Here is a 16,801-nt window from a genome sequence, read left to right on the forward strand (position 1 = left end):
CGGCGCGGACGGCGGCGATCACGCGCTGCCGCTCGTCCAGCGCCCGGACGACGGCCCGGGAGGCGTCCGCGATCCGTGCGCCGCCCTCCCCGCCGACGTCCAGGCCGCAGCGCGCGCACCGCGGCGCGGCGAGGGTCGTGCCGCACGCGGGGCAGCGGCTGAAGTCGAGGAGCGCGCGCCGCGCGGCGTCCGCCGGAGTTCCGTCCACGGACCGAGGGTGCCAGTCCCGGACCCCCTACGGTGCGCACGCACAGTTCCTACCCAGGATTTCACCAGCGCGGACGCGCGGGACGGTCCTCCGGGTGCCGGGCGTCGCGTCCCGGGCCAGGGTGGAGGGGCGTGACCGACGAGACAGCCGTCCCCGGTGGCGCGCGCGTCATTCATGGGATGAATATGGCGAGGACGGACAGCGAGAGGAGCGAGGCGTGGCACGCAGGAGCACGGTGGCCGACCAGCTCGTCGCCCAGGTGGTGGCGGCCGGGGCGCGGCACATCTACGGCATCGTCGGCGACAGCCTGAACCCGGTCGTGGACGCGGTCCGCCGCGCCCGCGACGCCGGGGCGGACATCCAGTGGGTGCACGTCCGGCACGAGGAGGCGGCCGCGTTCGCCGCCGCCGCGGAGGCCGAGATCACGGGGAACCTGGCGGTCTGCGCGGGCTCGTGCGGCCCGGGCAACCTGCACCTCATCAACGGCCTGTACGACGCGAACCGCAGCCGCGTCCCCGTGCTCGCCATCGCGTCGCACATCCCGAGCGCGCAGATCGGCACGCAGTTCTTCCAGGAGACGCACCCGGACCGGCTGTTCGTGGAGTGCTCGGTGTACTCCGAGATGATCTCGTCCGCCGCGCAGGCGCCCCGCGTCATCCGCAGCGCGATCCACCACGCGTACGGCGCCCCGGGCGTCGCGGTGCTCACGCTGCCGGGCGACGTCGCGGACCTGGAGGCCCCGGCCCCGGGCACCGACACGCTCACCCGGCCGCGCCGCCCGCGCGTGGTGCCCGCCGACGTGGACGTGGCCGCGCTCGCGGACGCCATCGAGGGCGCGAAGAAGGTGACGATCCTCGCCGGTGCGGGCGTGAAGGGCGCGCACGACGACGTCCTCGCCCTGGCGGACAAGATCGCCGCGCCGGTCGGCCACTCGCTGCGCGGCAAGGAGGTCATCCAGTACGACAACCCGTTCGACGTCGGGATGACCGGCCTGCTGGGCTACGGGGCGCTGCAGTCGGCGATGGACGAGGCCGACCTGCTGCTCCTGCTCGGCACGGACTTCCCGTACGACCAGTTCCTGCCCGACGACGTCCGCACCGCGCAGGTCGACATCGACCCGACGCACCTCGGGCGGCGCACCCGCACGGACCTGGCCGTCGTGGGCGACGTCGGCGAGACCGTCCGCGCGCTGCTGCCGCTGGTGTCGGCCAAGAAGTCGAGGCGGTTCCTCGACCAGATGGTCAAGAAGCACCAGAAGGCGATGTCCGGCGTCGTCGGCGCGTACACGAAGGACGTGGAGCACCACACGCCGATCCACCCCGAGTACGCCGCGGTGCTGCTGGACGAGGAGGCCGCCGACGACGCCGTGTTCACGGTGGACACCGGCATGGGCAACGTCTGGGCCGCGCGCTACCTCACCCCGAACGGGAAGCGGCGCGTCATCGGGTCGTTCATCCACGGGTCGATGGCGAACGCCGTCCCGCACGCCATCGGCGCGGCGTTCGCCGCCCGCGACTCCGGGGCGCCGCAGAAGCACGTCGTGGCGATCGCGGGCGACGGCGGCCTGTCGATGCTGCTCGGCGAGCTGATCACGCTGGTGCACTACGACCTGCCGGTGAAGATCGTGCTGTTCGACAACGCGACGCTCGGCATGGTCCGCCTGGAGATGCTGGTCGACGGCCTGCCGAGCTACGGCACCGACTCCCCGAGCATCGACTACGCGGCCGTCGCGCAGGCCGTCGGCATCCCGGCCGTGCGCGTCGAGGACCCGACGCAGATCCGCACGGCGCTGCGCGAGGCGTTCTCGCACGACGGTCCCGCGCTGATCGACCTGGTCACCGACCCGCGCGCGCTGTCGCTGCCGCCGAAGATCACGCGCGCGCAGGTCAGCGGGTTCACCGCCGCGATGAGCAAGGAGATCCTCGGCGGCGGCATGGGCGAGGTCATGGCGATGGCCCGCAGCAACCTGCGCAACATCCCCCGGCCCTGATCGGGCGCGCGGCGCTCAGCGCAGGTCGTCGAGCGCCGCGCGGATCTCGCTGGTGATGACCGTCATCGCCCGCTCCGCCCCCTCGGGGTCGCGGCGGCGGACCGCGTCGGCGACGGCCTCGTGCGCGTCCAGCGCCTCGGCGCGCGGGCGGGACGGCATCAGACCGTGCCGGGTCCGGCCGGCCAGCACCTCGGCGACGACGTCGGTGAGGGCCGTGAACATCTCGTTGCGCCCGGCGCGCAGCAGCAGGGCGTGGAACTCGATGTCGGCGGCGAGGAACTCCTCCAGGCGACCCGCCTCGCCGAGCTGCCGCATCCGCGCGACGACGGCGAGCAGCCGGTCCACCTCGGCGGCGTCGGCGTGCCGGGCGGCCCCGGCGGCGGCGACGGGCTCGACGGCGGCGCGCAGCTCGGTCAGCGAGCGCAGCTGACCCACCCGCCCGGGCCCGGCGAGCCGCCACCGGATGACGCGCGGGTCGAAGACGACCCAGTCGGACGCGGGCCGGACGACCAGGCCGACGCGGCGGCGGGAGGTGACGAGCCCGAGGTGCTCGAGCATCCGCATGGCCTCGCGGGCGACCGTGCGGGAGACGCCGAACCGGTCCTGGAGCCGCTCCAGGGTGAGGACCGCGCCCTCCGGCAGGGTTCCCGAGGTGATCTCGGCGCCGACGACGTCGAGCACGTTGCTGTGCAGCACCTCGGCGGCCACCTGCGCTCCTCCTGCCGGGACGGCGGCGCGCCCCCTCGGCGCGCGGCCCCTGACCGGCCGTGACAGGGTCGCACACGGGAGACCACTCCCCGATTGGTGCCACCTTTGGCTTCCAAAGATCGCACCTTTGTGGCACAGTGTCCGGACCTCCCGGGGCGATCCAGGAGGAGCCGGACGCACGCCGCCCGGACGACGACGTCAAGGAGGGGCAACGATGCCGGAGGTCCAGCACCTGGTGGTGATGGGGGTCTCGGGGTCGGGCAAGACCACGACCGCGCAGATCCTCGCCGACCGCCTGAACTGGCCGTACGCCGAGGCCGACGAGTTCCACCCGCAGGCCAACATCGACAAGATGTCGGCCGGGACACCGCTCACCGACGAGGACCGGTGGCCGTGGCTGCGCGCCATGCGCGACTGGCTCACCGAGCAGGCCGCCGAGGGCCGCTCGACCATCGTCACCTGCTCCGCGCTGAAGGTCGCCTACCGCGACGTGCTGCGCGAGGCCGAGGGCCGGGTCCGGTTCGTGCACCTCGACGGCACCATCGAGTCGATCGGCGACCGGATGTCCGGCCGGGCCGGGCACTTCATGCCGACCTCGCTGCTCCCGTCGCAGTTCCAGACGCTCCAGCCGCTCACCGACGACGAGGACGGCGTGGTCGTCCCGGTCGAGGTCTCGCCCCAGTCCGTCGCCGACGCCGCCCTCCGCGAGCTCGGCATCGACCCGGCCACGGCCCGCGCCGACGCGCGGCCGAGCGCCACGACCCCCACCCCGGAGTCCTGATGTCACTGCTGACGTCCCCCAGCGGCGCCCTGCTCGCCGCCGCGGCCGACGAGGCCGCCCCCGCGGTCTCGGACAGCCGCCTGATCATCGCGGCGGTCATCGGCATCGCCGTGATCGTCGCCCTGATCGTCTGGGTCAAGCTGCACCCGTTCCTGTCCCTGATGCTCGGCGCGGGCGTGCTCGCCGTCGCCGCCGGCGTGAGCTACGTCGACGCGTTCACGAGCTTCAGCACCGGCCTCGGCACCACCGTCGCCGGCGTCGGCATCCTCATCGCCCTCGGCGCGATCATCGGCAAGCTGCTCATCGACTCGGGCGGCGCCGACCAGATCGTCGACACCGTCCTCGCGAAGACGCCCGCGAAGCGGCTGCCCTGGGCCATCGCGTTCGCCGCGTTCATCATCGGCATCCCGCTGTTCTTCGAGGTCGGCGTCGTCCTGCTGATCCCCGTCGTCATGCTGGTGGCCCGCCGGTCCAAGGTGTCGATGATCGTCGTCGGCATCCCGGCGCTCGCCGGCCTGTCCGCGCTGCACGGCCTCGTGCCCCCGCACCCCGGGCCGCTCATCGCCATCGACGCCCTCGGCGCCGACCTCGGCCTCACGCTCGGCCTCGGCCTGCTCGTCGCCATCCCGACCGTCGCGATCTCCGGCCCGCTGCTCGCCAAGCCGATGGCCCGCTGGGTGCCGCTGGAGCCGCCGACCGAGATCCTCGGCGGCGCGGACCGCGACGAGGACGCCCGCAAGCCGTCCTTCGGCATCGCGATCACCGTGGTGCTGCTGCCGGTCGTCCTCATGCTCGCCCGCACGCTGGCCGAGACCATCGGGTTCCAGGACTCGGGCGTCGGCCAGGTCCTCGACTTCGTCGGCACCCCGCTGGTCGCGCTGCTCATCACCGCGCTCGCGTCGCTGGTGCTGCTCGGCACCGCCATGGGCCAGACCCGCAGCGCCGTCAGCAAGCTCGTGGACTCCTCGTTCGCCCCGATCGCCAGCATCCTGCTGATCGTCGGCGCGGGCGGCGGGTTCAAGCAGACGCTCGTGGACTCCGGCGTCGGCGACGTCATCGCGAAGGGCCTGGAGAACGCCCCCATCTCGCCGCTGCTGGCCGCCTGGCTCGTCGCCGTGCTGATCCGCGTCGCCACCGGCTCCGCGACCGTCGCGACGGTCACCGCCGCAGGCATCGTCGCGCCGCTCGCCGAGGGCCTGTCGCCGACGCACGTCGCGCTCATGGTGCTCGCCATCGGCGCCGGGTCGGTGTTCCTCAGCCACGTGAACGACGCCGGGTTCTGGCTGGTCAAGGAGTACTTCAAGATGACCGTCGGGCAGACGTTCAAGACCTGGAGCCTCATGGAGTGCGTGCTCTCCGTCGTGGCCCTCGGCTGCGTGATGCTGCTCAGCCTCATCATCTAGCGCCCCGCCCCGAGCCCCCGTCGACCTCCGGTCGGCGGGGGCTCGCGCGTGGGCCCTCCGCCGAGGTCGAGGGGTTGCCGCGACACGCCGCTCCGACACGTCGGGCCCGGGCGGGAAACCCTCGACCTCGGCGGGTGGGTCAGGGCAGGGAGCGCGTGCGGTTCGTCAGGGTCGTCAGAAGGGCCGCGGCGGTCGCCGGGTCGTCGACGGTGACCGTCAGCGAGCGGTCACCGGTGCGCCGCACCCGCAGGGCCGGGCCACCGCGGGTGATCAGCCCCGCGCCGCCGCCGCGGCCGACGCGGTAGCCCCAGCCCCCGAAGTCGCGCACGGGCCGGACCTCGGTCACGTCCACGCCGACGACCTCGTCCAGCGGCACGTGCACCCGGGGACGGCCCGCGAGCGACCGCGCCGTCAGGCCGGTGGAGTCGACGGTGACGTCGAACGCCGAGATCACGGCGAGCAGGACGACCGGGACGACCGCCACCGCGAGCAGCCAGGGATCGGCGGCCGCGAGCGCGAACCCCGACAGGACCACGGCCCCGATCAGACCGGCGACGACCCCGACCGGGCTGACCGTGCGCCGCGACCAGGCGGCGCGCTCGCCGTCCGCGAGCGCGAGGACCGGCCCGTCGACCGGGGCGGTCTCCGGGGACTCCGGGGCCGCACCGCCGGGTGCCGCCCAGGCGCACAGCCCGCCGAGCAGCAGTCCGCCGATCACCCCGATCGCGATGGCCCCACCGACCACCGGCACCTGCGTGGCGTCGGTGGCACCGCGCTGCACCCAGGCCGTCCCGACCATCGCCGACGCGGTGAGCCAGGCGATCCCGGTGCCGCAGCCGATCAGCAGCCGCCGGGCGAGCGGCTCGTGCCCGCGCACCAGCGCGAGCACCCACATCAGGACGACCACGGGCACCACGATCGCGAGCGGCTGGAGCACCGACCCGAGCGGGGACGCGAACCCGTCCGCGACCCCGGCCGCGTCCCAGTGGGTCGCCACCCGGTCCGGCAGCTCGTCGCGCCACGAGAGCACCACGGCGGCGGCCGCACCCAGCATCACGAGCCCGGGGACCAGCCCGAGCAGCGTCGTCGAGGTCCGGCGCGGGGCGGGGGTGGTGGTCATCGTGCCTCCTCGGTGGCCAGGGCGTCCTTCACGAGTCCGAGCGTCGCCCCCGGTGCCAGCCCGAGCGCGCGCGCCGCCGCGACCAGTCCGGCGACCGCGTCGTGCACCGGTGCCAGGTCGGCCGTACCCCGGTCGACGACGACGGCGCCCCGGCCCCGGCGCAGCTCCACGACCCCCTCGTCGCGGAGCACCTGATAAGCGTGCAGCACCGTGTGCAGGTTGATCTCCAGGGACGCGGCCAGCGCCCGCGCCGCGGGCAGCCGGGTCCCGGGCGGCAGATCACCGCGCAGGGCGGCGACGCGCACCTGGTCCACGAGCTGCTGGAACAGCGGCTCGACGGACGAGGGGTCGATGCGGAACAACATGCCGCAACTCTAGTTGTTCTGTGCCAACTAGAACAAGCAGGCCCACGAGGTCGAGGGTTTGCCGCGACACGCCGCTTCGACACGCCGGGCTCCGGCGGGAAACCCTCGACCTCGCGGGCGGTTCCCTCAGCCGACCGCCTGGGCCGGCGCCGCCGCCTCCGCCAGGGGGCGCAGGTGGGGCGGGATCTCCCGGCCCCGGCGCTGCATGGAGCGGGCCCACAGGCGGCCCGCGCGGTAGGAGGACCGGACCAGCGGGCCGGCGAGCACCCCGAGGAACCCGATCTCCTCCGCCTCGGCGGCGATCTCGGCGAACTCCTGCGGGGGCACCCAGCGCGCGACGGGCAGGTGCCGGGGCGAGGGCCGCAGGTACTGGGTGACGGTGATGATGTCGGTCCCCGCGTCGTGCAGGTCCCGCAGCGCGGTCGACACCTCGTGCCGCTCCTCCCCCATCCCGAGGATCAGGTTGGACTTGGTGATCATCCCGGCGGCCCGGCCCTGGGTGAGGACGTCGAGGGACCGCTCGTACCGGAACGCGGGGCGGATGCGCCGGAAGATCCGGGGCACGGTCTCGACGTTGTGCGCGAACACCTCGGGCCCGGCGTCGAACACCTGCGCGAGGTGCTCGGGGCGCCCGGTGAAGTCGGGGACGAGGATCTCGACGCCGGTGCCGGGTGCCTGCCGGTGGATCTCGCGGATCGTCTCGGCGTACAGCCAGGCGCCCTCGTCGGGCAGGTCGTCGCGGGCGACGCCGGTGACGGTCGCGTACCGCAGGCCCATCCGGGCGACGGACTCCGCGACCCGGCGCGGCTCGTCCGCGTCGTAGTCGGCCGGGCGACCGGTGTCGATCTGGCAGAAGTCGCACCGCCGGGTGCACTGCGCGCCGCCGATGAGGAAGGTCGCCTCGCGGTCCTCCCAGCACTCGAAGATGTTCGGGCAGCCCGCCTCCTGGCAGACGGTGTGCAGGCCCTCGCCACGCACCAGGTCCTGCAGCTGCCGGTACTCGGGGCCCATCCGCGCGCGCGTCCTGATCCACTCGGGCTTGCGCTCGATCGGCGTCTCCATGTTGCGGACCTCGAGGCGCAGCAGCCGGCGCCCGTCCGGCGCGGCGCTCACGCGGCGGCTCCGGCGGACAGGGCGGAGGGCGACGCCACCGGCACGTCGGCGACCGGAGGCAGCGCGTCCGCGAGCGCCGCGACGACGGCGGGCAGCACGTCCCGCGGGGTCAGGGCGCGGCCGGTCTCGCGGGCGAGCGTCGTCACCCCGGCGTCGTCGATGCCGCACGGCACGATCCGGTCGTAGGGCGCGAGGTCGTTCGCGACGTTCAGCGCGAAGCCGTGCAGGGTGACGCCCTGGGCGACCCGCACGCCGATCGCGGCGACCTTGGCGTCCGCACCGTCGGGCCCGGCACCCGGCACCCACACGCCGGAGCGCCCCTCGACGCGCACGCCCCGCACGCCGAACCGGGCGGCGGCCGCGATCAGCGCCTCCTCCAGCGCGCGGACGTACGCGACGACGTCGATCGGCGAGCGGAGCCGCACGACGGGGTACCCGACGAGCTGCCCGGGTCCGTGCCAGGTGATCTTGCCGCCGCGGTCGACGTCGACCACCGGCGTGCCGCCGGTACCAGCAGGGTCGGCGGGTCGCTCGTCGCGGCGGGTGCGGCGCCCGGCGGTGTAGACGGGGGCGTGCTCGCAGAGCACCAGCGTGCCGGGCCGGTCACCCGCCACGACCTCCGCGTGCAGCCGTCGTTGGAGTCGCCAGCCGGCGTGGAAGTCGAGCGGGGGGCCGTCGAGCCCGCGTTCGAGGACGGGGATCATGCCTCCATCCTCGCATTGTTGGACTGCGTCCAACAACTACCTCAGGTGATCGGATCCGTCGACGACGTGCCCGCGGGCGGGGTGGTGCGGGTCTCCGGCGGCGGGTCGGTGCGGCTCACGGCGCTCTTCACCGCGTCGACCGCCTTGTCCTTCAGCGCGGTCCCCTGGTCCTTCGCGAACTGCGCCGCGGTGGACTCCAGGTCGTCGACCTTGGACTGCACCCGCGGGTCGTGCCAGGCGTCCGACGCCCAGCCCTTGATCTTCTCGAACTGCGCGCGACCGGCGCGGGTCCCGAGCACGTAGCCCACCCCGGCGCCGAGCACGAACGCCACCTTGCCCTTCATCCCTGACCTCCCTGCCTGTGTGATCCGTCGAGCGTAGGCACGCCCCGCTCGACGCGCGCGTCCGGGCGGCCGGGCGCACAGTGAGCCCCAGGGGGTACCGACATGGCTCAGTCCGCACAGGTCACCGACCAGCAGCCCACGCTGAAGCGGTCCATCGGCAGGCGCGTGCTGCTCCTGTTCGTCGTGGGCGACATCCTCGGCGCCGGGATCTACGCCCTGACCGGCACCGTCGCCGCCGAGGTCGGCGGCGCGATCTGGCTGCCGTTCCTGCTCGCGTTCGTCCTCGCGGCGCTCACGGCGACCGCGTACGCCGAGCTCGTGGCCCGGTACCCGCGCGCCGCCGGGGCCGCGCTGTACGCCAACCGGGCCTTCCGGCGCCCGTTCCTCACGTTCCTGGTGGCGTTCGCCGTGATGATGTCCGGCATCACCAGCGCGTCGGCCGCCGCGCGGGCGTTCGGCGGCGACTACCTGGCGGAGCTGCTGCCGTTCGGCGTCCCGACGCTGGTCGCGGCGTGGGTGTTCCTGGGCCTGATCACGCTGGTGAACGTCCGGGGCGTCTCGGAGTCGGTGCGGGTCAACGTGGTGCTGACGCTCATCGAGGCGAGCGGGCTGCTCGTCATCATCGGCATCGGCGTCTCGGCGCTCGTGCGCGGCCAGGGCGACCCCGGGCGGGCCCTGGAGATCGAGACGGCCGGCCCGGCGTGGATCGGCGTCCTCGGCGGGACCGCCCTGGCGTTCTACGCGCTGCTCGGGTTCGAGGACTCGGTGAACCTCGCCGAGGAGTCGCAGCACCCGCGCCGGGACTTCCCGCGCGCGCTGTTCGGCGGGCTCGCCATCGCCGGCGCGATCTACCTCGCGGTGGCGTTCACGACGTCGATGCTGGTGGAGACCGAGGTGCTGGCGGACTCGACCGGGCCGCTGCTGGAGGTGGTGAAGGTCGCCGGCCTGGTGTTCCCGCCGTGGCTGTTCGCGCTGATCGCCCTGCTCGCCGTCATGAACACCGCGCTGATCAACATGATGATGGCGTCCCGGCTGGTCTACGGGATGTCCCGGGAGCGGATCGTCCCGGCGTTCCTCGGCCGGGTGCACGCCGGGCGGCGCACCCCGATCACGGCCATCGCGTTCACGGTGCTGCTCGCCCTGACCCTCACCGCCACCGGCGACCTGGGCGACCTCGCCGACACCACCGTGCTGCTCCTGCTGCTGGTGTTCGCCGTGGTCAACGTCGCGGTGCTGGTGCTGCGCCGCCGCCGCGACGCCGGGGACGACCGGCCCGAGCGGGTCGAGGGGGACTCCGCCCGGGCGTTCCGCGCGCCGACCTGGGCGCCCGCGCTCGGCGCGGTGGTGTCGCTGGTGCTGGCCTCGCCGCTGACCGGCCGGGAGGGCGGCGTGTACCTGCGGGCCGCCGTGCTGCTGGGCATCGGCGTGGTGCTGTACGTGGTGAACCGGCTCGTCGTCGGGAAGGTCGACACCGACGCCGAGCGCGTCGACGCCCGCGACTGAGACGCACACCCCCTGGCCCCGCGCCCCCGCGCACCGTACCGTCCGTGGGATGACGCACAAGGTGCCCAAGGACGTGTACGAGGCCGAGCTGTTCCGGCTGCAGTCCGAGCTCGTGACCCTGCAGGAGTGGGTGCGCACGACGGGCGCCCGCGTCGTGGTGGTCTTCGAGGGCCGGGACGCGGCCGGCAAGGGCGGCACGATCAAGCGGATCACCGAGTACCTCAGCCCCCGCGTCGCGCGCATCGCCGCGCTGCCCGCCCCCACGGACCGCGAGCGCGGGCAGTGGTACTTCCAGCGGTACGTGGCGCACCTGCCCGCGGCCGGGGAGATCGTGCTGTTCGACCGGTCCTGGTACAACCGCGCGGGCGTCGAGAAGGTCATGGGCTTCTGCACACCCGAGGAGCACGCGCTGTTCCTGGAGCAGGCGCCGGGCTTCGAGCAGATGCTCATCGACGAGGGAATCCTGCTGCGCAAGTACTGGTTCAGCGTCTCGGACAAGGAGCAGCTCAAGCGGTTCCGGTCCCGACTGGACGACCCGGTGCGCCGCTGGAAGCTGAGCCCCATGGACCTGGAGTCCATCGCCCGGTGGGAGGACTACTCGCGAGCCAAGGACGAGATGTTCGCGCACACGGACACCGAGCAGAGCCCGTGGTTCGTCGTCGAGTCGGACATCAAGCGCAACGCGCGGCTGAACATGATCGCGCACCTGCTGTCGACCATCCCGTACGCCCCCGTCCCGGAGACGACGGTGAAGCTCCCGAAGCGTCCGCCCGCCGCGTCGGACTACCAGCGGCCGCCGCGCGAGCTGTTCACGCACGTCCCGGACCACGCCGCCCGCCTGGTCGGCGACAAGGAGGCGGACCGCTGACCACGACGACCGCCCCGGAGGACCCGCGCACCCCCGACGTGCTGGTGCTGCTCACCCGGCACCTCGACCTCATGCACGCGCAGAGCGCCCCCGAGGACGTGCACGCCCTCGACGTCGAGGCGCTCACCGCACCGCACATCACCTTCCTCGCGGCGCGGGACGCCGACGGGGTGCTGCTGGGGGTGGGCGCGCTCGCCGAGATCGAGCCCGGGCCGGGCGGCGGCAGCGTCGGCGCGCACGGCGAGATCAAGTCCATGCACACCGCCGAGGCCGCCCGGCGGCGCGGCGTCGCGGGTGCGCTGCTGACGCACGTCCTGGACCTCGCCCGCGAGCGCGGCTACGCGCGCCTCAGCCTGGAGACCGGCAGCGACGCAGCGTTCGCGGCGGCCCGCGCGCTGTACGCCCGGGCGGGCTTCATCGAGTGCCCGCCGTTCGCCCGGTACGCGCCGAGCGCGGCGTCGACGTTCATGACCCTGGACCTCGCGGACCGGGCGGCATAGCCGCCCCTGCCCCGGTGGCGGGCCCCGCTACCCGGACCTACGGTCGGGGCGGTCCACCTTCGAGCACAGGAGACGACGTGGCAGAGCAGGGCAGCGGGCAGACCAGGCCGGACACCGACCAGGGCCTGTCGTCGTCGCGGCCCCCGGACCGGTTCCGGGAGGTGCGGACGTGGACGCTGCGCGCCGTCACCGACCTGTCGCCGGTGCGCCGCGAGCTGCTCGCCGAGGTCACGGCCGAGCACGCGGAGCCGCAGCTCGCGCTGGGCCGGACCCCGGAGAACATGGTGCTGGTCGCCTCGGAGCTCGCCACGAACGCGCTGGAGCACGGGCTGCCGCCGACGGTGCTCACGCTCGGCACGGACGGCCGGGACTACCTGCTGGACGTGTGCGACAGCGACCTGGACTCGGTGCCGGTGCTGCCTGGGGAGCGTCCGGTCGGCGCGGGCGGGTTCGGGCTGCTGATCGCCCGGCGGCTGTCGCAGGACGTCGGCTGGTACGCCGACGACCGGACCAAGCACGTCTGGGCGATCTTCCCCGCCCAGGGCTGAGGCGAAGACCCGGTCACGCCCGCCGATCGAGACGCATTGTGCGGCGGCGCGCGAACCCGGGTCGCCGGTCGTCGACACCCGTGATCCGGGTGATTCCTGGCGCCCTTTACCGAGCAGAGGGCCCGACGACAACAGGTGGTCATCACCTACGCCATGCGGGAGATCCCCACCAGGAATTCTTCCCCCGGGCGGGGGCCGCCCACCTCCTGAAATTGGTGGTTCGTGGGCGCATCACCGGTGGATGCGCCCACGAACCGACAGATATCAGATGCACCTGGCCGAGACGACTCGCGAGGGACCGAGAGCCGGATAGGTCAGGCGGAACTCCCAACGCCGGCACTTGCTCAGGGCGCCGTCATTCATGGACGCCACGTAGGTGTAGAACGTCGCGGCGACGACCCCTCCGACGCCACCTGTCGCCAAGCCGAGGATCCCGGCGGCCGCCACCGCGGACGATCCGGCGATCGCTTTCGCCTGCGCCTGCGAGACGCGCACGTAGATGTACTTCCCGAACGTCACGCCTCGCGCGTGGCGGCCTGACTCCGTACCCGGTTCCTCCTGGATCGAGACCTTCATCAGCGCCGCGCATCTCGCGGACACCTCATCCTTGAGCACCGGGAAGTCCGGAAACCGACCCCGCACGGGGTGGCACACATCACCGACCGGGACGGTTGACGCCACTGTCCGCATCGCGCGCGCGTCGCGAGACAATCTCTCCGACAATCCACACCGGCGCGGTGCAGAGGACGAACAACAGCACCGCGCCCCAGTTGCTCCAACCGGAGAGGCCACCGTCGAGCCCGCCGATGAGAATCCCGAGGAACAATGTCCACACGGGCAAGAACCATCTGCTCCACTTCGTCACGCCAGCCACGCTAACCCCAGCGCGGCAGCCTGGTGGCCGGGCTGGTGCCGGGCGTGCGTCCCGCGCCCTCGCGGCGACCTACCCCTGTCGCTCGTCCAGCGGCACCAGCGCGAGCGCGGTCGACACGACGCCCCAGACCACGGCGGGCCGGGTGTGCGCCCAGCGGACGCCCTCGGCGCGACGCCGCTCCCCGCGCCGGAACGCCCCGCGCTCGATGGCGACGACGGACACCGCCGAGACCGCGAGGAACCCGGCGGCGGCCGCCCCGGCGGTGACGCGACCGCGGGTGGACATCGAGTCCCAGGTCTCCTGCCAGTCGACCTCGGTCTCCTCGCCCGCGGCGACGCGCTCCGCCTTCGCGGCGCGCGCCGCCGCCTGCTCGCGCAGGAAGTCCGGCAGGGTCGCCGCGACGATCACCGCGGACAGCCCGGCCTTGGCCCAGCCGCGACCGGCGCGGGACCGGATGACGTCGGGGCTGGCGTAGTAGGCGGTGGTCGCGAGGCCCCCGACCACGGCGGCGAGCACGCGGGTGCCCGGCACGGCGGGGGTGGTGGTCGACAGGCTCGGGCTGGTCGTCGGCACGGCTGGTCCTCCTCGTCGGTGCGGTCCCGCCACGCTATCCAGGCGCAGGTCGGGGCCGCATCCGCCGCAGGGCGGAGACGGGCTGGGCGACGGCGCCGCCTTACTTCTTACGCCGCCGCCACCGTCCTCGCGGTGGGCACGCCCGGTCGGCCGGTCAGACGGCGTCCACCCCGAGCAGGAACAGCCGCTCGGGCAGCAGCGGCAGCATCTGCACCCCGACGCGCTCCAGCTGGCGCCCGGTCAGGTGGACGCCGGTGGTCGCCCACAGCGGCAGTGCCTTCGGGTCGACCTCGCCGTCCCCGGGCGGCAGCAGCCGCACCGCGTACGTGGTGTCCGGGTCGAGCCCCGGCAGGGTCAGCGGCCCGGGCGGCCAGGACACGGGCCGGCTGACCATCGTCGCGGCGAACACCGCACGGCGACGGTCCGGCGCGACGACGCCGTGCGCGACGACGGAGGGGTCCGGGTGGTCCACGTTGACGACCGTGCCCGTGTGCAGCAGATCGCGGTGCTCGCGGTAGAACGCCACCCACCGCGTGACCTGCGCGGACTCCTCGGCGTCGAGCACCGTGAGGTCGGACTCGATGCCGAGGTGCCCGAACACCGCCGTGCCCGCGCGCACCTGCATGCCGTGCCGCCGCCCGGTGGTGTGCGCCGGGGACGGGCCGATGTGCGCGCCGACGAGCTCCGGCGGCAGCAGCATCTGGGTCCACCGGTTGATCTCGACGCGGTCGAGGGCGTCGTTGCTGTCGCTGGCCCACACCCGGTCGGTGCGCTCGAGGATGCCGAGGTCGATGCGCCCGCCGCCGGAGGCGCAGGACTCGAGCTCGACGCCGGGGTGCCGCCGACGGAGCTCGTCCATCAGCGCGTACGTGGCGAGCACCTGCGCGTGGATCACCGGGCGCCCGTCGGTGGAGTGCCCCGCCTCCACGAGCGTGCGGTTGTGGTCCCACTTCACGTAGCCGATGTCGTACGTGCTCAGCAGGTCGTCCAGCGCGGTGAGCACGTGCTCGAACGCGCCCGGGTGCGTGAGGTCGAGGCCGTGCTGGTGCCGCGCGGAGGACGCGACCCGCCCGCCGGTGGCGAACACCCACTCGGGGTGGGCGCGCGCGAGGTCGGAGTCGAGGTTCACCATCTCGGGCTCGACCCAGATGCCGAACTCCAGGCCCAGGCCGCGCACGTGGTCGACCAGCGGGCCGAGCCCGTCCGGCCAGACGTCGGCCGAGACCTGCCAGTCCCCGAGGCCGGTGGTGTCGTCGCGGCGCGAGCCGAACCAGCCGTCGTCCAGGACGAACCGCTCGACGCCGGCCGCCGCCGCGGCGTCCGCGAGCGCGGTCAGCCGGTCCAGGTCGTGGTCGAAGTAGACGGCCTCCCACGTGTTGACCAGCACGGGGCGCGGCGTGCGGGGGTGCTGCGGGCGGGCCCGCAGGTAGGCGTGGAACCGCCCGGCGAGCGCGTCCAGGCCCTCGCCGTACGAGGCGTGCACCCACGGCGTGACGTACTCCTGCCCGCCGCCCAGGACGACCTCGCCCGGCTGCAGCAGCTCGCCCCCGCCGAGCACCCGCGCGCCGTTGGGGATGCGCTCGGCGTAGAGGTCCTGGTTGCCGCTCCAGGCGACGTGCACGCCCCACACCTCGCCGGAGCGGAACGCGAAGCCCGGGGTCCCGGCCACCATCAGGTACGGGGAGTCCAGCCCGGGCCGCCCCTGGCGCACCTCGCGGGCGTGCAGGCCGAAGGTGAACGGCTGCCGCTGCGGCGCGCGCTCGACGGTGTGCCGGCCGGTGAAGTCCAGCAGCTCAGCGGCCTGCGGCGGGACGGGCAGCGCGAGGCGCAGCGCCGCGACCTCGTACGGGTCGGCGGCGGTGTTGGTCAGGGCGGCGCGGGTGCGCAGCAGGCCCGACGGGTGCAGCTCGACCTCGACCCGCAAGGCCAGGCCCGCGACGGGGTCGGTCGCGGTGGACAGCACGCGCTGGACGCCGTCGGCCGTCGCGACCTCGTGCGCGACGTCGGCGAACCGGGGCGACCAGTCGCGGCCGCCGCGCGAGCCGAGCACGCCGGGCCGGCCGAGCCAGCCCGCGTGGAACGCCGGGAGGAGGGTGGCGTCGCGGGACACCTCGTAGGTGTTGTGGGTCAGCGGCGGCACGGCGGCGACGTCGAGGGCCGCGAGCGCGCCGTCGTCGAGGTCCCCGAGGTCCGCGCCCCAGTGCACGAGGTGCGGGAGCCGCTCGGCGGAGGTGGTGACCACGAGGCTCACGCCGGCGGCGCGCAGGTGGTGGTAGGTGCGGGGCTGGGCGTCGTCGGGCAGTCGTCGCATGGCATTCATTCTGCCAGGGAAGTAATGTGGGCGCCATGCTCGACCCCGCCACCGCCGACCTCCCCCCGGCGGCGCGCGCGGTGCTCCGCGAGGTGCTGGTGCACGGACCCGTCGAGCGCGCCGACGTCGGCCGCCGCCTCGGCCTGTCCCCCGCCAGCCTCACCCGGCTCACGCGCCCGCTGCTCGACGCCGGGCTGCTGGTCGAGGGCGCGGGCGTCGCCCGGACCGGCGCGGGCCGCCCCGCGCGCCCGCTCGACGTCCAGCCCGGCGCCCGGAAGTTCGCCGGGGTGAAGATCACCGGGGACGACGTCACCGCCGTGCTCACGGACCTGCGCGCGGAGGTGCTCGCCTCCGCGCACGCTCCCCTGCGCGACCGCGGCGTCGCCGAGGTCGTCGAGCAGGTCGCGGTGCTCGTGCGGGGGCTCTCGGCGGACGCGGGGGCCACGCTCGCCGGGGTCGGCGTCAGCGTCGGCGGCCGGGTCCGCGACCGGGACGTCGCGGTCGACGCGCCCTTCCTCGGGTGGACCGAGGTCCCGCTCGCCACCGCGCTGCACCAGGCGCTCGGCGTCCCCGTGCGGGCCGAGAACGACGTCGTCGCGCTGCTCGTCGCCGAGCAGTGGGCCGGACCCGCGCGGGACCTCGACACGTTCGCCCTCGTCACCGTCGGGGCGGGCGTCGGCTACGGCCTGGTCGTGCACGGCCGGCCGGTCACCGGCCCCGACGCCGCTCCCCTGGCGCACGCCCCGCTCCTGCCCGACGGGCCGCCCTGCCCCGACGGGCACCGCGGGTGCGCGACCGCCGTCCTCACCACCGGCGGCCTGCGCGCCCAGGTCCGCGACGCCGACGGGTACGCCGCCGTGCTCGCCGCCGCGACCGCGGGCGACACCG

Annotated in this window: 19 protein-coding genes; 8 read left to right on the forward strand and 11 right to left on the reverse strand. The window is 74.3% G+C overall.

Features of this window, described 5'->3' with window-relative positions; genetic code table 11:
• Positions 1–208 (reverse strand): hypothetical protein (locus EBM89_RS15405; protein ID WP_147463573.1); only part of this gene is annotated, 208 nt, incomplete at its 3' end.
• A gap of 217 nt (positions 209–425) precedes the next feature.
• Between EBM89_RS15405 and EBM89_RS15410 the strand changes: the two genes are divergently transcribed.
• Positions 426–2,198, forward strand: coding sequence for a pyruvate dehydrogenase (locus tag EBM89_RS15410; RefSeq protein WP_122150463.1), 1,773 nt, complete (start codon positions 426–428; stop codon positions 2,196–2,198).
• 15 nt (positions 2,199–2,213) lie between these two features.
• Here the strand turns inward: EBM89_RS15410 and EBM89_RS15415 are convergent, their stop codons facing one another.
• Complete coding sequence (locus tag EBM89_RS15415) at positions 2,214–2,906, reverse strand: FadR/GntR family transcriptional regulator (protein WP_122150465.1); 693 nt, start codon at positions 2,904–2,906, stop codon at positions 2,214–2,216.
• Between the two features lie 214 nt (positions 2,907–3,120).
• Between EBM89_RS15415 and EBM89_RS15420 the strand changes: the two genes are divergently transcribed.
• Both EBM89_RS15420 and EBM89_RS15425 read left to right on the forward strand, forming a co-directional pair.
• Complete coding sequence (locus tag EBM89_RS15420; protein WP_122150467.1) at positions 3,121–3,687, forward strand: gluconokinase; 567 nt, start codon at positions 3,121–3,123, stop codon at positions 3,685–3,687.
• Positions 3,687–5,090, forward strand: coding sequence for a GntP family permease (locus tag EBM89_RS15425; protein ID WP_122150469.1), 1,404 nt, complete (start codon positions 3,687–3,689; stop codon positions 5,088–5,090). Before EBM89_RS15420 ends, EBM89_RS15425 begins: the two co-directional genes overlap by 1 nt.
• Positions 5,091–5,229: 139 nt before the next feature.
• Here the strand turns inward: EBM89_RS15425 and EBM89_RS15430 are convergent, their stop codons facing one another.
• From EBM89_RS15430 to EBM89_RS22210, 5 genes are all read right to left on the reverse strand, one after another.
• Complete coding sequence (locus EBM89_RS15430; RefSeq protein WP_122150471.1) at positions 5,230–6,210, reverse strand: DUF1648 domain-containing protein; 981 nt, start codon at positions 6,208–6,210, stop codon at positions 5,230–5,232.
• Positions 6,207–6,575, reverse strand: coding sequence for a GntR family transcriptional regulator (locus tag EBM89_RS15435; RefSeq protein WP_122150473.1), 369 nt, complete (start codon positions 6,573–6,575; stop codon positions 6,207–6,209). Before EBM89_RS15435 ends, EBM89_RS15430 begins: the two co-directional genes overlap by 4 nt.
• A gap of 126 nt (positions 6,576–6,701) precedes the next feature.
• A complete protein-coding gene (lipA, locus tag EBM89_RS15440) occupies positions 6,702–7,688 on the reverse strand; it encodes a lipoyl synthase (RefSeq protein WP_199732157.1) in 987 nt (328 codons plus the stop codon).
• Positions 7,685–8,392 carry a lipoyl(octanoyl) transferase LipB gene (gene lipB, locus EBM89_RS15445; protein ID WP_122150475.1) on the reverse strand — a complete coding sequence of 236 codons (708 nt, stop codon included), beginning with the start codon at positions 8,390–8,392 and terminating at the stop codon, positions 7,685–7,687. The genes lipA and lipB overlap by 4 nt, the downstream gene beginning before the upstream one ends.
• A gap of 41 nt (positions 8,393–8,433) precedes the next feature.
• On the reverse strand, positions 8,434–8,736 hold the full coding sequence (locus EBM89_RS22210; RefSeq protein ID WP_233571777.1) for a YtxH domain-containing protein: 303 nt from the start codon (positions 8,734–8,736) through the stop codon (positions 8,434–8,436).
• Positions 8,737–8,838: 102 nt separating this feature from the next.
• Here EBM89_RS22210 and EBM89_RS15455 point away from each other — a divergent pair, with 102 nt between their 5' ends.
• The 4 genes from EBM89_RS15455 (at position 8,839) to EBM89_RS15470 (ending at position 12,155) form a co-directional block, all read left to right on the forward strand.
• Entirely contained in the window at positions 8,839–10,239 is a 1,401-nt protein-coding gene (locus tag EBM89_RS15455; protein ID WP_122150477.1) for an APC family permease, read from the forward strand.
• A 49-nt stretch (positions 10,240–10,288) separates the two neighbouring features.
• Positions 10,289–11,107, forward strand: coding sequence for a polyphosphate kinase 2 (ppk2, locus tag EBM89_RS15460; RefSeq protein WP_122150479.1), 819 nt, complete (start codon positions 10,289–10,291; stop codon positions 11,105–11,107).
• Between the two features lie 38 nt (positions 11,108–11,145).
• Positions 11,146–11,607, forward strand: a complete 462-nt coding sequence (locus EBM89_RS15465) for a GNAT family N-acetyltransferase (protein ID WP_439647191.1) — start codon at positions 11,146–11,148, stop codon at positions 11,605–11,607.
• Positions 11,608–11,684: 77 nt separating this feature from the next.
• Complete coding sequence (locus tag EBM89_RS15470) at positions 11,685–12,155, forward strand: ATP-binding protein (RefSeq protein ID WP_122150481.1); 471 nt, start codon at positions 11,685–11,687, stop codon at positions 12,153–12,155.
• Positions 12,156–12,419: 264 nt separating this feature from the next.
• Here EBM89_RS15470 and EBM89_RS15475 read toward each other — a convergent pair whose 3' ends face one another.
• The 4 genes from EBM89_RS15475 to EBM89_RS15490 form a co-directional block, all read right to left on the reverse strand.
• Positions 12,420–12,770: a hypothetical protein gene (locus EBM89_RS15475; protein WP_147463574.1), complete on the reverse strand. Its 351-nt coding sequence runs from the start codon at positions 12,768–12,770 to the stop codon at positions 12,420–12,422.
• A 40-nt stretch (positions 12,771–12,810) separates the two neighbouring features.
• Positions 12,811–13,020: a hypothetical protein gene (locus EBM89_RS15480; protein ID WP_147463575.1), complete on the reverse strand. Its 210-nt coding sequence runs from the start codon at positions 13,018–13,020 to the stop codon at positions 12,811–12,813.
• Positions 13,021–13,098: 78 nt separating this feature from the next.
• Positions 13,099–13,602 carry a hypothetical protein gene (locus tag EBM89_RS15485; RefSeq protein WP_122150487.1) on the reverse strand — a complete coding sequence of 168 codons (504 nt, stop codon included), beginning with the start codon at positions 13,600–13,602 and terminating at the stop codon, positions 13,099–13,101.
• Positions 13,603–13,756: 154 nt separating this feature from the next.
• Positions 13,757–15,913, reverse strand: coding sequence for an alpha-galactosidase (locus tag EBM89_RS15490; RefSeq protein ID WP_122150488.1), 2,157 nt, complete (start codon positions 15,911–15,913; stop codon positions 13,757–13,759).
• A 35-nt stretch (positions 15,914–15,948) separates the two neighbouring features.
• On the opposite strand from EBM89_RS15490, the gene EBM89_RS15495 reads away from it, so the two are divergent.
• Positions 15,949–16,801, forward strand: an 853-nt coding sequence (locus tag EBM89_RS15495; RefSeq protein ID WP_147463576.1) for an ROK family transcriptional regulator, incomplete at its 3' end; no start/stop codon positions are given.

Source organism: Cellulomonas triticagri, from assembly GCF_003696205.1.
Classification (GTDB): domain Bacteria; phylum Actinomycetota; class Actinomycetes; order Actinomycetales; family Cellulomonadaceae; genus Cellulomonas; species Cellulomonas triticagri.

What these genes read in the sequence shown, in the direction of transcription:
- EBM89_RS15435 (WP_122150473.1), bottom strand. Translation starts at nt 6,575, where the DNA reads ATGTTGTTCCGCATCGACCCCTCGTCCGTCGAGCCGCTGTTCCAGCAG.
- EBM89_RS15425 (WP_122150469.1), top strand. Translation starts at nt 3,687, where the DNA reads ATGTCACTGCTGACGTCCCCCAGCGGCGCCCTGCTCGCCGCCGCGGCC.
- lipB (WP_122150475.1), bottom strand. Translation starts at nt 8,392, where the DNA reads ATGATCCCCGTCCTCGAACGCGGGCTCGACGGCCCCCCGCTCGACTTC.
- EBM89_RS15490 (WP_122150488.1), bottom strand. Translation starts at nt 15,913, where the DNA reads ATGCGACGACTGCCCGACGACGCCCAGCCCCGCACCTACCACCACCTG.
- EBM89_RS22210 (WP_233571777.1), bottom strand. Translation starts at nt 8,736, where the DNA reads ATGAAGGGCAAGGTGGCGTTCGTGCTCGGCGCCGGGGTGGGCTACGTG.
- ppk2 (WP_122150479.1), top strand. Translation starts at nt 10,289, where the DNA reads ATGACGCACAAGGTGCCCAAGGACGTGTACGAGGCCGAGCTGTTCCGG.
- EBM89_RS15455 (WP_122150477.1), top strand. Translation starts at nt 8,839, where the DNA reads ATGGCTCAGTCCGCACAGGTCACCGACCAGCAGCCCACGCTGAAGCGG.
- EBM89_RS15430 (WP_122150471.1), bottom strand. Translation starts at nt 6,210, where the DNA reads ATGACCACCACCCCCGCCCCGCGCCGGACCTCGACGACGCTGCTCGGG.
- EBM89_RS15420 (WP_122150467.1), top strand. Translation starts at nt 3,121, where the DNA reads ATGCCGGAGGTCCAGCACCTGGTGGTGATGGGGGTCTCGGGGTCGGGC.